At 68.7% G+C, this 14,478-nt stretch carries 11 protein-coding genes; all 11 read left to right on the top strand.

Going from position 1 to position 14,478, the window contains the following annotated elements; translation table 11 throughout:
• The first annotated feature begins 34 nt into the window (after positions 1–34).
• The 11 genes from FSZ13_RS01075 (at position 35) to FSZ13_RS01025 (ending at position 14,456) form a co-directional block, all read left to right on the top strand.
• Positions 35–595 (top strand): fasciclin domain-containing protein, encoded by a 561-nt coding sequence (locus FSZ13_RS01075; RefSeq protein ID WP_145477594.1) that lies wholly within the window; start codon positions 35–37, stop codon positions 593–595.
• A gap of 371 nt (positions 596–966) precedes the next feature.
• Complete coding sequence (locus FSZ13_RS01070) at positions 967–1,989, top strand: sigma 54-interacting transcriptional regulator (protein ID WP_145477593.1); 1,023 nt, start codon at positions 967–969, stop codon at positions 1,987–1,989.
• A 175-nt stretch (positions 1,990–2,164) separates the two neighbouring features.
• A complete protein-coding gene (locus FSZ13_RS01065) occupies positions 2,165–2,446 on the top strand; it encodes a hypothetical protein (protein WP_145477592.1) in 282 nt (93 codons plus the stop codon).
• A gap of 21 nt (positions 2,447–2,467) precedes the next feature.
• The gene (locus FSZ13_RS18665; protein ID WP_145477591.1) at positions 2,468–4,372 is read left to right on the top strand and encodes a phage tail sheath family protein; all 1,905 of its coding nucleotides are present in this window, start codon (positions 2,468–2,470) and stop codon (positions 4,370–4,372) included.
• Between the two features lie 25 nt (positions 4,373–4,397).
• The gene (locus tag FSZ13_RS01055) at positions 4,398–4,922 is read left to right on the top strand and encodes a phage tail protein (protein WP_145477590.1); all 525 of its coding nucleotides are present in this window, start codon (positions 4,398–4,400) and stop codon (positions 4,920–4,922) included.
• 11 nt (positions 4,923–4,933) lie between these two features.
• Positions 4,934–5,689 (top strand): hypothetical protein, encoded by a 756-nt coding sequence (locus FSZ13_RS01050; protein ID WP_145477589.1) that lies wholly within the window; start codon positions 4,934–4,936, stop codon positions 5,687–5,689.
• Positions 5,686–6,489 (top strand): hypothetical protein, encoded by an 804-nt coding sequence (locus FSZ13_RS01045; protein WP_145477588.1) that lies wholly within the window; start codon positions 5,686–5,688, stop codon positions 6,487–6,489. The genes FSZ13_RS01050 and FSZ13_RS01045 overlap by 4 nt, the downstream gene beginning before the upstream one ends.
• Positions 6,486–7,769, top strand: coding sequence for a DUF4255 domain-containing protein (locus FSZ13_RS01040; RefSeq protein ID WP_145477587.1), 1,284 nt, complete (start codon positions 6,486–6,488; stop codon positions 7,767–7,769). Before FSZ13_RS01045 ends, FSZ13_RS01040 begins: the two co-directional genes overlap by 4 nt.
• Entirely contained in the window at positions 7,766–9,835 is a 2,070-nt protein-coding gene (locus FSZ13_RS01035) for an ATP-binding protein (protein ID WP_145477586.1), read from the top strand. The genes FSZ13_RS01040 and FSZ13_RS01035 overlap by 4 nt, the downstream gene beginning before the upstream one ends.
• Positions 9,832–10,080, top strand: a complete 249-nt coding sequence (locus FSZ13_RS01030; RefSeq protein ID WP_145477585.1) for a hypothetical protein — start codon at positions 9,832–9,834, stop codon at positions 10,078–10,080. The genes FSZ13_RS01035 and FSZ13_RS01030 overlap by 4 nt, the downstream gene beginning before the upstream one ends.
• Positions 10,077–14,456 (top strand): DUF4157 domain-containing protein, encoded by a 4,380-nt coding sequence (locus FSZ13_RS01025; protein WP_145477584.1) that lies wholly within the window; start codon positions 10,077–10,079, stop codon positions 14,454–14,456. Before FSZ13_RS01030 ends, FSZ13_RS01025 begins: the two co-directional genes overlap by 4 nt.
• Positions 14,457–14,478 lie beyond the last annotated feature (22 nt).

The raw sequence follows: 14,478 nt of genomic DNA, 5'->3' as shown, positions 1-14,478 counted from the left end.
ACAACGTTGTGCGCCAAGATCAGAGGACCTACCCATGTACAACTCCATTCGGCGTCTCGCTATCGCTTCGTGCATCGCAGCAGCTCTTGCAACCGCCAGCGTGTCGGCTGCCACCAATCCGACCGTGGGCGGCGCGGCCATGTACCCCACCAAGACCATTGTCGAGAATGCGTCGGCTGCAAAGAATCTCTCCACGCTGGTTGCGGCCGTCAAGGCGGCTGGGCTGGTCGACACCTTGTCCGGGACGGGGCCGTTTACCGTGTTCGCACCTACCAACGATGCCTTCGCGAAGTTGCCCAAAGGCACGGTTGATACGCTGCTGAAGCCGGAAAACAAGGCGAAGTTGACCCAGGTCCTGACCTACCACGTGGTTCCCGGCACGCACACCGCGGCGCAGCTCACGGCGGCGGCCAAGAAAGGCGGTGAATCCAGCATGCTGACTACCGTTGAAGGCGAGAAGCTTACGGTCAAGCTCTCCGAGGGCAAGGTATGGGTCGTTGATGCCAAGGGCGGCAAGGCCGCTGTGACGACCGCGGACGTGGGGCAGTCCAACGGCGTGGTGCACGTGATTGATGGCGTGTTGATGCCCAAGTAACTGGGCACGGGCGGGGGCAGTGTTGTTGGCCTCCTGCCCTTTTTATCGGGCCGGCCGTCGGTTGTACGGCCGGTGCCTGTTGGCCGCACCGGTGAAATGAATTGGGTTGGGATGTGGAGGTGGGCGCTCGATCGGCGGGCGGAGTTAGATTTGTTAAACGGATCGGCGCGCGGGGAAACTGTGATGTGCGCCACACTCCGATGTGTCGGGCAGATGCTGAACAGCGGCGGCTGTCCGGTTGTTGCCTGCTTCTGCGTGCCATTTGATACCGCCTCAATTTCTGCCTCCTGCATCCGCGCCTGGTTCCGACCAGGATCCCCGTCACCTGCAGCGCAATGCATCCAGAGAGGTCTACTTCGGAATCAAGTGCTATGGACAGTGCGACTCAGGGTGCCAATGAAACGCCGGTGCTGGTCGGGGACTCCGCGGCGATGCGGGAGCTGAAGGATCTCATCGACTGCTATTCGCGCTGCGATGCATCGGTGCTGATCGAGGGGGAAACCGGTACGGGCAAGGAGCTGGTGGCACGCCAGTTGCACTACGCCAGCCCGCGGCGTGACAAGCCGTTCGTGCCGGTCAACTGCGGTGCGCTGACCGACACCCTGCTGGAGACCGAGCTGTTCGGCCACCGGCGTGGCGCCTTCACCGATGCGCGCAGCAGCGAGCAGGGGCTGGTGGCGTTCGCCAGCGGTGGCACGCTGTTCTTGGACGAGATCGATTCGCTCTCCGCGCGGGCGCAGACAACGTTGTTGCGCTTCCTGCAGAGCGGCGAGTTCCGTGTTGTCGGCGAGCGCTCGGTGCGCATTGCCGATGTGCGCGTGCTGGCGGCCACCAACTGTGCGTTGCTGTCGGCGATTGAACACGGTCACTTCCGTCGCGATCTGTATTACCGTCTCAGTGCGCTGCAGCTGACGCTGCCGCCGCTGCGCGAGCGTGGTGGCGATCTGGAAGGGTTGGCCGTGCATCTGCTGACCGAGCTGACCGCACGCTTCGGCCTTGCCGCCTGCGAGTGGACCGAGCAGGCCCTGCAGGCGCTGTCCCGCCACGACTGGCCTGGCAACGTACGCGAGCTCGAGAACGTTACGCTGCGCGCGTGCATGCACGCCAGTGCGGGCCGGATCGGGCCCGCGGAACTGGCGCTGGCGGCGAAAGCGCTGTTTGCCGAGCCAGGGGCGTCGCTGGCAGTACTGCCGGGTACATGCCGTGACGACCTGCTTTCGATGGCGGAAGCCAAGCAGCAGGCGGTGGAGCGCTTCGAGCACGACTACCTGACCCAGCTCATGGCCCGTACCGGCTACAACATCAGCCGGGCCGCCGTTGCGGCCAACACCGAACGCCGGCATCTCGGGAAGATGCTCAAGCGCCACGGGCTCGGGCGGCACGATCACGACTGATCGCCGGGTGCAGGCGCACCCGGTTGCATTACCCGTGGGTGCGCAATCACCCGATCCAGCCGCGCTCCATCCCCTCCCCTCACTGCGGATCCCTCGCCAGCTGGCGTTCCCGGGCCGGGAGCGCCGCTGGCATGGATGTTGCGACCCTTGCCCGGAAAGCACCGGGATGCCGCACATGAGCGAGCACGCGCCGCACGGAGAAGATCCGGACAAGGAGGTTGCTGACGCAGTGCTGGCGTATCTCCGCGCGCATCCCGGAGCCGCCGACACGCTGCACGGCATCGTTCGGTGGTGGCTGCCGCAACAACGGTACAGCCGCGAAAGCGACCGCATCGAGGCGGTGCTGGCTGCGCTTGCCGAAGGTGGCCGGCTGCAGGTCCGCACGCTTCCGGACGGACAGTTTCTGTATGCGTTGCGCGCGCCCCGCACCACCGATCAGACCCGTGACCTGCACTGACCGAGTCCAAGGAGAACCGAAATGCCTGTTGCCCTCAGCTATCCCGGCGTCTATGTAGAGGAGATTCCCAGTGGCGTGCGCACCATCACCGGCGTGGCGACGTCGGTCACCGCATTTGTCGGCCGGGCGCTGCGTGGCCCGGTGAACGAAGCGGTGACAATCAATGGTTTCGGCGACTTCGAGCGTACGTTCGGTGGGCTCTGGCTGGGCAGCCAGCTGGGGTATGCCGTGCACGACTTCTTCCTCAACGGTGGCGGCCAGGCGGTGATCGTGCGCCTGTTCCACCCCAGCTACGCCAGCGACGCCGACCGCGCCGATGCCGAGGCGGCCGCGGCGGAGGTGCTGGCGGCCGCAGGCGGTGGCGCTGACCTGTCCACGGTGGTGGCCAATGCCAGCACCAAGGCGGCAACCTTCACCGAGGAACCCGAGCTGTCTGCGGCCAAGGCCGTGGCCGATACGATCACCGCTGCGTCGGCGGCTGCAGGGGCCACCAAGGAGTCCGCGCTTGCTGCCGGGGCCACGGCCGCCGCGCCGTCGCGCGCGCCGCTGGAGGTGGGCGGGCTGTCGCTGCAGGCGGCCAACGAGGGGCGCTGGGGCGGAAAGCTCCGCGCCATTGTCGCGCTGTCGGGCAATGCGGAAGTGGCGCTCGCATTGGGCGTGGCGCCTGGCGACCTGCTCAACCTGACCGTGCGCGATGCCTCGCCTGGCGGCGGCAGCGAGACCTACTTCAACCTCACGGTGGTGGAGAGCGCGCGCCGCGTGGACCGGGTGCTGCTCTCCGAATCCAACCTGGTCCGTGTGCAGGGCGCCCTGCCGGCCACGGTGGAGGATGGCGTGGACGAGGTCAGCGCCGCCGAGGGCGCGGTGGCGGACGCCAAGCTGGCCTTCGACAAGGGCGTGCGCGACGGCGTCGACACGACAACGCTCAAGCAGGCCATGGACACCGCGCGTGCGGCGCTGCAGGTGGCGTACGACGAGGCCGACCGCCGCGCCAGCGATGGCGGCGCGCTGGCCGCAACCGACTTCCTGCCCGAACTTGGCCTGATCCAGAAACGCGGCCTGTATGCGCTGGAGCAGGCCGACCTGTTCAACCTGCTGTGCATTCCGCCATACCGCAGCAATGACGGTGTGAACTTCGATGCCGAGCCCATCGTGCTGGCGGCGGCTACCGCGTACTGCGAGCAGCGGCGTGCGTTCCACGTGATCGACTCGCCGAGTACCTGGGACACCAAGGCCGATGCGCTGGACGGGCTGGACGAGTTCGCCGATCCGCGCAGCCGCAATGCCGCCCTGTTCTTCCCCCGGCTGCGCAAACCCAACCTGCTGCGCAACAACGCGATCGAGACCTTCGCGGCGTGTGGCGCGGTGGCCGGGGTGTTCGCGCGGACCGACACCCAGCGCGGTGTGTGGAAGGCGCCGGCCGGGCTGGATGCGGGCCTGGTGGGAGTTCCGCAGCTGTCGGTGCCGCTTACCGATGCGGAGAATGGTGAACTCAACCAGCGCGGCATCAACTGCCTGCGCGCAATGCCGGCCAGCGGCCGCGTCGTCTGGGGTGCGCGGACGCTGCGCGGCGCCGACCAGCTGGCCGACGAGTACAAGTACATCCCGGTGCGGCGGACCGCGCTTTTCATCGAGGAAAGCCTGTTCCGCGGCCTGAAGTGGGTGGTGTTCGAACCCAACGACGAACCGCTGTGGGCGCAGGTGCGGCTCAATGTCGGCGCGTTCATGCACAACCTGTTCCGCCAGGGCGCGTTCCAGGGCAGCTCGCCGCGCGACGCCTATTTCGTGCGCTGCGACAAAGACACCACCACGCAGAACGACATCAACCTGGGCGTGGTGAACGTCCTGGTGGGATTCGCGCCACTCAAGCCGGCCGAGTTCGTGGTGCTGAAGCTGCAGCAGATCGCCGGCGCGATCGAGACCTGATCCCACTCTTCACCGGAGCACGTCCATGGCCCAGTTCACCGTCAATACGCAGCGTTTCGATCCGTACAAGAACTTCAAGTTCCGCGTCAAGTGGGACAACAAATATGTGGCCGGCATCAGCAAGGTGGGCGCGCTCAAGCGCAGCACCGAGGTGGTGGAACACCGCGAGGGCGGCGACCCGAGCATCAGCCGCAAGTCGCCCGGCCGCAGCAAGTCCGAACCGATCACGCTGGAGCGCGGCGTGACCCACGACAAGGAGTTCGAGCAGTGGGCGAACAAGGTGTGGAACTTCGGCTCCGGGCTGGGTTCGGAAACCTCGCTCAAGGATTTTCGCAAGGACCTGATCATCGAGGTCTACAACGAAGCCGGCCAGCTGGCGATTGCCTATCGCCTGTTCCGCTGCTGGGTGTCCGAGTACCAGGCGCTGCCCGACCTGGACGCCAATGCCAACGCGGTTGCGATCCAGCACATCAAGCTGGAGAACGAAGGCTGGGAGCGCGACCCCGACGTGGTCGAGCCGGCCGAGCCCAGCTTCACCGAGCCGGCCTGAGCATGACGCCGATGCCTGCTGCCGCTCGCGACGCCGGATTCGAGCAGGTGCTGCTGCAGACCTGGGAGCAGCTGCATGCCTCGGACGCCGTGGCGCGCGCCGTGGGCCTGTTGCAGGCGGTCTGGCCGCAGGACCCGACCGATGCGTGGCGCACGGCGAGCCTGGGTACCCGGGACGCCGCGCTGTTCCGGCTGCAGTCGGCGCTGTTCGGACCGCAGCTGCATACCCTGACCCAGTGCCCCGCCTGTGGCGAGACCCTGGAGTCTGTGTTCGACTGCGACCCGTTTGCGGGTGAACACGTAGCGCTGGACGGGCCTGCGGAGCTCTCGCTGCGCGACGAGTGCTGGGACGTCGCGTTTCGCCTGCCCGGCAGCCACGATGTCGCGGCGTTGCGCGACGCCGCCGCAAACCCCTCGATGGCGGTGGCGACGCTGCTGCGGCGCTGCGTGTTGCGGGTGCGCCAGGGCGAACGCGATGCCAGTGCCGACGAACTGCCTGGCGCCCTGGTGGCACGGCTGGAAGCCCGCATGGCCGACGCCGACCCGCTGGCCGATCTGCGCCTGGCGCTGACCTGCCCGGCATGCGCCACGGCGTGGGAGGCGGCGTTCGACATCGGCGCTTATCTTTGGGAGTGCCTGGACGATTGGGCACAGGACCTGCTGGCCGAGGTGCACCAGCTGGCCAGCGCCTACGGCTGGCGTGAACACGACATCCTGGCGCTGACCCCGGTTCGCCGACGCTTCTACCTTGACCTGGTGCAGCCATGACCGGGTTCCTGCGGGGGCTGGTGGACCGCGTGCAGGGCCAGGCACAGGCGACACTGCGCCGGCGCAGGCCGAGCGTGTTCGAAGCGCGCGGGGCCGTGGCTTCCCCGCTGATGGCGTTGGACGCCGGAGGGGTCGTGCCGGCGTCGACGCCGCCTGGCGCGCGTACGGATTACATCGTGCACCGTCACGATATCCATCATTACGACCGCGCGGAAGGCAAGGTCGCACCGCGCGCGCATGGTGACGGGAAGCCGGCCACGCCGGTGCCTGCCGGTGTACCTGCACCGCAACTCTCATTGCCCACGCCGCCCTCGTTGCGGCCGCCATCCATCGAGACCGGCGCTGCTGCGATCCGTCATGCAGTGGCCCCCGTGGCACTTGAGACCCATGATCCGACCCCGCCGATGCGACGCCAACGCCGCATGGCGGGGCCCGCTGAGCCAGCGCGTTCGGCGGCACACGTGCGACAAGTAGCCGGGGCACCCGAGCCACCTCCCCTGCGCCGCGCGCGGCCCGCGCCGAAAGGACCCTCCCCTGCTCCCTCGCCGGCGGCGTCGCTGCCGTTGCCGCCGCGCCTGCCGCCCACCCAGCGTGCCGCCGCGCCGGTTGCCCATCCGGCACGCCGGGCTGCGTTGCCTGCACCTGCGGTGGCACCGGTGCACGTCACCATCGGCAGCGTCGAGATCCGTGCGAACGCGCCTGCGCCCGCGCCACAGCGCCCGCCGTCGCGCCCGGTCGCTGGCGCTGCGGCGCCCAGTCTTGATGCTTACCTGCGCCAGCGCCATGGCGGTCCGCGATGAGCAACGCCCTCGCCATCGCCGCGGTGACCGCAGCGTTGAAGAACCTGGTCGATCGCCACCTGGATGGGCTGGACCTGTCCGCGCTGGGCAGCGTCAGCGTGGGCGCGATGGCGCTGGACCGCGTGCTCACCGGCGACAACGAGCCCAACCAGATCAACCTGTTCCTGTACCAGGTGAGTGCCAACAGCGGCTGGCGCAATACCGGGCTGGCTTCGCGCGACGGCGCCGGGCAACGTGTCTCCAATCCGCCGCTGGCGCTGGACCTGCACTACCTGCTCACCGCGTTCGGCAGCCAGGAGCTGAATCGTGACGCGCTGTTCGGGCTTGGCATGCAGGCGCTGCATGAGACCCCGATGCTCGACCGCGAGCGCCTGCGTGCGCTGCTGGGCCCTCCGGCGCTGCCGTTCGGCGCGTTTTCCGCCGAGAGCCTGGCCGACCAGGTGGAATGGTTGAAGATCACGCCGCAGTACCTGAGCGCTGAGGAGCTGTCCAAGCTGTGGACGGCGGCGCAGGCGCGCTTCCGCGCGTCGATGGCGTACCAGGTCTCGGTGGTGCTGATCCAGTCCGACGCGGGCGTGCGCGCGGCGCGGCCGGTACTGCGGCGCGGACCCGAGGATCGCGGCCCACGCGCCGTGGCAGCACTGCCGCCGCGCCTGCGTGCGATCGAGAACCTCACCCTGCCGGGCCTGCGTGGCGGCCGCCTCGGCGACCTGCTGCGGGTGGACGCGGACGGCGCCGGTGCCGGAACCCACTTGGTGCTTGAACACGCCCGCGGCGGGCTGCGCCAAGCCCTGCCCCTGCTGGCCGATGGCCCCCGCCACTGGCAGGTGCAGCTGCCCGCAGCCGACGCGGCGGATGTGGCGGCGGCGTGGGCGCCGGGTCTGTATACGCTGCGCCTGCGTACCAGCACGCCGGGGCAACCGGAGCTGATCGGCGATGCCGTGCCGTGGATGTTGGCGCCGCGCATTACGGTGACGCCATTGACGGCAGCCGCCGGTGCCGAGCTCGCGCTGTCGATTGAATGCCTCCCGCAACTGCTGTCCACGCAGCAGGCCGGCCTGCGCCTGCTGTTCGGCGGCCAGGAACTGCCTGTCGAGGACGTCGACACACCGGCAGACGCCAGCCAGCCCAGTGCGGTGCACGCGATCGTGCCGGCGGCACTGGCCACAGCCGGGCTGCATCCGGTCGCGTTGCGCGTGGAAGGCGTGGACAGCCTGCCGGTGCTGCGCAACGACGCTGGGGTGCAGTTCGACCCGCAGCAGAGCGTGGAACTGACATGACCCCGCTGCGCGCCCTCGCCTCGCATGACCATCCGGGTTGGAGCCTGGCCAACGAGCGCTACCTGGCGCTGTCGCTGGACTGGCTGCACCTGCGGCTTCACGCATTGGCGCCCGCTCCGGCCAGCGTTACGGAGCTCCCGGCAGCGGGTGGAGATGCGCGCGGCTGGCCGCGCTGGAAGAAGCAGACCGAACTGCCAGCGCTGCCGGCGCCCGACCCCGCTGCAGCACTGGCCGATGTTGCTGCGGCGCGCGAAGCCATCGCGGGTGAAACGCCCCCGCCGGCACTGCTGGCGCTGGCGCAGCGCTTTGGGCTGGACAGCTTCGAGACCGACATCCTGTGGCTGTGCGTGGCGGTGGAGCTGGACGCCACGCTGCCCGCCGCCATTGCAGCGGCGCAGGCGGGGGTGGCGGTGCCGACCTTCGCGCTGGCGCTGCGCCTGTTCGACGATGCAGCGTGGGACGCGCTCTCGCCGCATCGTCCGCTGCGCCACCTGCGCCTGCTGGAGATCAACCAGCCCGGTGCGACCGCGCTCACCGCCGCTGCGTTGCGCGCCGACGAACGCATCGTCAACGCGGTCAAGGGCCTCAACGTGGCCGATGCGCGCCTGGGCACCTGGATCGGGCCCGAGGTCGCGGAGCGTCCGGTGTCGGCGCTGCAGCAGGCCAGCGTGGAGCAGATCCTGGCGGCATTCGACGATGCCCCCGGCGATGCCCCGCCGGTGGTGCAGCTGCTGGGCCAGGACCGCAACAGCCGGCTGGCGGTCGCCACCCAGGTCTGCGCGCGGCTGTCGCGTCGGCTTTACCAGCTCTCCGCCGATGCGGTGCCGTTGCAGCGCGGCGAGCTGGAAACGCTGGCACGCCTGTGGCGCCGCGAAAGCCTGCTGCTGCCGCTGGCCCTGTACGTGGAAGCCGACGAGGCCGAGGGTGAGCGACTGGCCGCAGTGTCGACCCTACTCGGCCTGCCACTGGGGCCGGTGTTCGTGGGCCGACGTGACCCCTCGTCGGCGCTGGAGCTTCCCAGCTGCCATGCGCCTGCGCCGCTGCCGACCCCCAGCGAGCAGTACCACGCGTGGTGCGAAGCGCTCAGCGACGAAGACAACGAGGCCGAAGCGGCAAGCCTGTCCAGCCACTTCGATCTCGACCTGGGCCGGATCGGCCAGGCGGCGGCGGGCGCACGCAGCCGCGCGGTGGCGGCCTGGGACCTGTGCCGGGACTTCGCTTCGCCGCGGCTGGACCTGTTGGCGCAGCGGCTGGAGCCCAGAGCGCGCTGGGACGACCTGATGCTCAGCGCTGAACCGCATGCGCTGCTGCGACAGATCGCGGCGCAGGCGCGCGACCGCCACCGCGTCTACCGTGAGTGGGGCTATGGCGACCGCATGAACCGGGGCCTCGGCATCAGCGCGCTGTTCGCCGGCGAAAGCGGTACCGGCAAGACCATGGCGGCCGAGGTGATCGCCAACGAACTGCGGCTGCACCTGTACCGCATCGATCTGTCTTCGGTGGTGAGCAAGTACATCGGCGAAACCGAGAAGAACCTGCGCAGGCTGTTCGACGCCGCCGAACAGGGCGGCGCCCTGCTGTTCTTCGACGAGGCCGACGCGCTGTTCGGCAAGCGCAGCGAGGTCAAGGACAGCCACGACCGCTACGCCAACATCGAGATCAACTACCTGCTGCAGCGCATGGAGTCGTTCTCCGGCCTGGCCATCCTCGCTACCAACATGAAGGCGTCGCTCGACACCGCCTTCCTGCGCCGCCTGCGTTTCGTGGTGAACTTTCCATACCCCGGCCCGGCCGAACGGTGCCGCATCTGGCGCAACGCGTTGCCGGCCGAGGTGCCGCGCCGCGAATTGGACTGCGAGCGCCTGGCGCGCTTCAACCTCAGTGGCGGCAACATCCATTCCATCGCGCTCAACGCCGCCTTCGCCGCCGCGGCCGACGACGATGTGGTGGACATGCCACGGATGCTGGCGGCGGTGCGCGCGGAACTGCGCAAACTGGGCCGGCCGGTCGACGAAGCGGACTTCCGCGTCGGCAGCCCGGGCGCGGCGCGGCGGGCTACGGCATGAGCACGCGCGTGCACATCGATCGCATCGTCCTGCACGGCATTGCGCTGGGTGCCGGGCAGCGCCAGCAGTTCCAGGCGGCGCTGGAGGCGCAGCTTGGCGCGTTGCTTGCCCGGCAGCCGCTGGCATCGCCGCCGGACGCGCGGGAGCACCTCGTGGCCGCGCCGGTGGCGCTCAGCCGCGCCACCGCGCCTGACGATAGCGCGCGTGCGGTCGCCACGTCCCTGCTTGGCTGCCTGCGGCCATGAGTGAAGCGCTGCGCCAGCGTGATGCCTGCCTGGCGCCTGCGCCTACGTCGGGGAGCGCGTCGCGCTGCGCCTGCGGCAACCACACCCTGGGCGAGGCCAGCTGCAGCGCCTGCGCCGCCGGATCGGTTGCGTTCGGCGAACACGACGATCCGCGCGAGCGCGAGGCGGACCGGTTTGCAGACGCGTATGCCGGCGGACGCGCCGCGCTGTCGCTGCCTGGCGCGGCTGCGCCGGGCCCGCGGGCATCGCGCATCGCCCCGCCGGTGTCGCTGGCGCGCACGCTCGACAGCCCAGGCCAGCCGCTGGAGCCCGCACTGCGCGACGAGATGGAGGCGCAGACCGGCACGCCGCTGGGCCATGTGCGCGTGCATCACGATACGGTGGCGGCGCAGTCGGCGCGCGAGCTGGGCGCGCAGGCCTACAGCATCGGCGCGCATGTGGCGTTCGGCCCCGGCCGCTATGCGCCACGCGAACCCGAAGGCCAGCGCTTGATCGCGCACGAACTGGCGCATGTGGCGCAGGACCGTGGCGCTGATCCCGTGCTGCGGCGCAAGCCCGAGGCCGGCAAGACCGCGCCGCCGCCCAAGGCGCCCGACGCCGCTAAAAAGGACGACCCGGACTGGACCCGGCTGCAGATCCACGCCACCGGCATGGACGCTGCAGCGGCCTACATGGGCGCCAACAAGCTCAACTTCCGGGGCGAAGAGCTGCGCAAAATGGTGTTCGTCGGCCTGCACCCGAAGTTCCTCAAGGTCTACGACGACAGCGGCAAGCCGGTGGGCGGCAAGCTGCCCTTCAAGGCCATCAAGGGCCTCAAGTTCACCCCCGGCATCTACACCCACTACGGCAACGCGATGCGCGCGGTAACGGTGGACCGTAGCGGCAAGAGCATCGACATCGAGCCCAGCGCCAGCACGGTAGTGTCGCGCGACCTCACCGCCGATGAGAAGAAGCAGGCTGACGAGGAGGCGAAGAACGCCCCGGCGGGCACGCCCACCCCCAGGACCCTGCCGATCATGGATCTCACTGCGATCCTGCAGGACGCGGGCGCGTTCCGGCAGCGGGTGAACGCCACCCCCAACCCGCTGGTGATCTATTTCGTACCCACCTACGACACCGGTGGTGGCGGCAGCAAGGAAGGCACGGGTGGCGCCGGGCTGTATGCCAGCCCGGTGGAGGGGCGTAGCGACGGCCAGCCACCGAACGCGCCGCCGTGGCCGGTGAGCATGACCGGCCCGAAGCTGGTGCCGGTCGACGCCAACCCGACCTATTCGGCCACCATCGACTGGGGCGCCAATGGCAACGGGAACACGGCGTTGCAGGCGATCTCGCAGATCGGCGAAACCATCCACTACCGCTGGGAAACCTTCGACGTCACCCAGTACGCCGATCAGCAGGCGAAGAAGGACGTTGCCCGGAACAAGGGCGAGAAGGTCGACGAGAGCGGCCCCAACTACGAGGAGAAGCTGCAGGCACTGCAGCATGCCAAGCGCGGTGCCGGCACCGATGTCACCGGCATGGGCGGGGCCAACCATGAGTTCAACCGCGCCTTCGGCGACTGGTGGAAGGACAACCGGCGCGCTGCGCGCGGCACGGTGAACCCGCAGGGCGACACCGTGGGCGAGCGGATGTCCAATGCCGCCGCCAACCGGCTGGCGCTGGAACTGGCGCCGGTCTCGTTGCTGACCACCGCCATCGGTGCGGCCCTGAGCTGGGTGGCCGAGCTGTTCGCAGGCCCCCGCACCCAGCAGGAGATCCCCTTCACCAAAAAGGGTATCTACCTGGTGCGCGCCATCACCACGCCAGCAATCAACGAGGACCGGCAGGGCAAGCAGATCATCCGCCCTCCTTCGGTAGCAGCGAAGATCACCGAAGTGGCGCCGATGGAGAAAGCGGTCGACGAGGCGCTGGATGAGCCCAGTGCGCAGCTGGCCGAGCTGCGGGCCCAGATCAAGCTGGCCGAAGCCGCCGGCGACGTGGCCAAGGGCAAGTACCTGCGTGAGCTGCTGGCGCAGGCGGAGCTGCGCTTCGAAGGCTCGGCGCTGGATGTCCTCCGCAAGAGCGAGGCCGAGAAGCAGAAGGAGCTGGAGGACTTCCGCAAGGTGGCACCAAACCTGTCCGACTATGGCCGTGAGCGCGACCTGGAACTGGTGCAGGACCAGATCAAGCGCTACCAGCGCCACGAAGCCGAGCGCACCGGCGGTGCCACCGACCTGCAGCCGATGCGAAGGCTCAACGCCACGTTGATGTCCGAAGTCACCGGCGAGCAGTACCCGCTGCTGCTGTCGGCCGGGCCGATGGCGAAGAACGGCGACCGCTTCCGCTGGCTGGTCAGCGATGTGACCAACCGCGATGGCGATGCGTACGTGGGCATGGGTGGCACGCCGAGTGAGGCATTGCGTTCTGCGCTGACCAAGTTCGGCGGGCATGCCGCGTACGGCCGCGGCAAGATCGGTGTGCGTACCGGGAACCTCGGGCTGGAAGCCGGCGCACCGGAAACCATGTACATCGAAAGTGCCCCAGCCAACTGGGCACTGGCGGAAAAGCGCCTGGACGACCTGGTGATGACGCTGGCCGCGGTGGGCCTGTTCGTCGCCTCGGCGGGCACCGCGGGTGCGGTGATCGGCGCCGGCGTGGCGGCTGCGCGGCTGATCCAGCGCTGGAAGGCCGGCCGCCTGTACCTGGACGCGCAGACGGTCAGTGACGTACTCGGCGTCCTGGGTGGCGTCGGCGCGCTGGGACAGACCGTGGCCACGTTGCGGGTACAGCGTTTCGACAAGGTGTTCGCGATCGTACAGGAGGGAAAGTTCACCCAGGCCCAGGTCACGGCCGCCACCGACGCGCTGAAGGCCGCCGAGCGCGTGGCCAAGGGCGTGGAGATCGCCAACGAAGCCCTGAATTATGGCGGCCTGGTGTGGGGCAATCTCAGCTTCCTCGACCAGATGGTGGGCATTGCCGCGCAGGAAAACAGCGGCGCGATGACCCACGCCGCCGCGCGCCGTGCACGGGCGCAGGCAATCGGCTCGGCGGTGCAGAACAACGGGCTGTTCATTGCCGGCAACGTGATGAAGGCCAGGCAGGCGGCGAAGGATGCCCAAGGCCCCGCCAAACCCGCCGACAAGGGTGGCCCGGGTGCGAAGGAGACGTTGCCCCCCGAACACGCTGCCACCCCGGCTGAGCCGACCGGCAAGAGCCCGCTGGAACGGCCGCCGGTCAGGGAAAAGTCGAACACGGCCGACGACGAAGCTCGACTGCGGGAAGCCGAAAAGGACGCTACCGCCAAACCCGACGCCGCCGGCCCGGGCACGAAACCGGCTGCAGAACGCCGCGCCACGCTGGAGGAAATGGCGCGCGAGCTGCCGCCCGACCTGCGCAGGCTGGCCAGTATCGACCCCGCGCTGGAAGGCAACGACGTGCGGGTGGACTACGACATCAACGAGAAGACCGGGCAGATCACCGATATCCGCATCCGCTGCAGCCCCGATGCACGCCCCGAAACGGTAGGCATGCACGCCGACACGGTGCGCGCGATGCAGAAGTACCAGGGCTTCTCGGGTCGGGTGCGGCTGGCGATCTCCGATATTGCCCGGCTGATCGGAATCGACGCGGTCAAGCCGGAACATCGCGCTTCCTACGAGGCGGTGCTGGAAGTCCAGAAGCTGCCGAACGCCATCAAGCAGCAGATGGAGTTCATGCGCACGCTCGGCCCGGAAGCGGCCAGCAAGGCCATGGCCGAACTGGAAAGCCTGCAGGTACAGCTCGACCAGCACCTGCGCACGCTGGACCTGGGCACCGAATTCGCCGGCGACGGCGAAGGCTTCGTCGCCGCCAAGGGCCTGTCCAAGGCCAAGCAGGCCCAGTACGCCGAGCTCGAGGCGAAGCTGCGGGGCCAGGACCCGGGTACGCCCGCGCATAAGAAGACCCGCCGTGCGATGTACGAGCTTGTCGGTGGTGATCTGGTCTACGAGAGCTGGTCGAACGTTTACAACGCCAACGTCAACAAGGCCAACAAGGCCAACGCGATTGTCAACGCCGAGCACGCGCGCCTGGGCATTGGGGAAACCGAGCAGACCGTCAATACCGGCAAGGACGAAGTGCGTCGGCTCGACATCGCCGACGTCAAGAACAAAGTCGGCATCGAGGTGAAGGCCTACGAGACCGAAGTGATCTATGCCACCGCGGAAATCGTCTCGGAAGTGCTGCGCGACGCCAAGCTGGTCAAGCGCGGCTGGAAGATCAAGTGGATGCTGATCGACACCGAGCCGAGCGGACCACTGCTCAAGCTGCTGCTGGACAATGGCATCCTCGTCGAGCGGCGCACCTTCGACGGCAAGGGCAACACCACGTTCGTCAGCCGCAACCTGCCCAGACGATGACCCCTTCACCCTCTTTCGAAGC

Origin of the sequence: Stenotrophomonas rhizophila, assembly GCF_007667275.1 — a bacterium.
Classification (GTDB): domain Bacteria; phylum Pseudomonadota; class Gammaproteobacteria; order Xanthomonadales; family Xanthomonadaceae; genus Stenotrophomonas; species Stenotrophomonas maltophilia_AE.
This window is presented reverse-complemented; position numbering and strand designations above follow the sequence as displayed.

Coding starts and splice junctions, on each gene's coding strand:
- FSZ13_RS01075 (WP_145477594.1), top strand. CDS start 35: ATGTACAACTCCATTCGGCGTCTCGCTATCGCTTCGTGCATCGCAGCA.
- FSZ13_RS01070 (WP_145477593.1), top strand. CDS start 967: ATGGACAGTGCGACTCAGGGTGCCAATGAAACGCCGGTGCTGGTCGGG.
- FSZ13_RS01065 (WP_145477592.1), top strand. CDS start 2,165: ATGAGCGAGCACGCGCCGCACGGAGAAGATCCGGACAAGGAGGTTGCT.
- FSZ13_RS18665 (WP_145477591.1), top strand. CDS start 2,468: ATGCCTGTTGCCCTCAGCTATCCCGGCGTCTATGTAGAGGAGATTCCC.
- FSZ13_RS01055 (WP_145477590.1), top strand. CDS start 4,398: ATGGCCCAGTTCACCGTCAATACGCAGCGTTTCGATCCGTACAAGAAC.
- FSZ13_RS01050 (WP_145477589.1), top strand. CDS start 4,934: ATGCCTGCTGCCGCTCGCGACGCCGGATTCGAGCAGGTGCTGCTGCAG.
- FSZ13_RS01045 (WP_145477588.1), top strand. CDS start 5,686: ATGACCGGGTTCCTGCGGGGGCTGGTGGACCGCGTGCAGGGCCAGGCA.
- FSZ13_RS01040 (WP_145477587.1), top strand. CDS start 6,486: ATGAGCAACGCCCTCGCCATCGCCGCGGTGACCGCAGCGTTGAAGAAC.
- FSZ13_RS01035 (WP_145477586.1), top strand. CDS start 7,766: ATGACCCCGCTGCGCGCCCTCGCCTCGCATGACCATCCGGGTTGGAGC.
- FSZ13_RS01030 (WP_145477585.1), top strand. CDS start 9,832: ATGAGCACGCGCGTGCACATCGATCGCATCGTCCTGCACGGCATTGCG.
- FSZ13_RS01025 (WP_145477584.1), top strand. CDS start 10,077: ATGAGTGAAGCGCTGCGCCAGCGTGATGCCTGCCTGGCGCCTGCGCCT.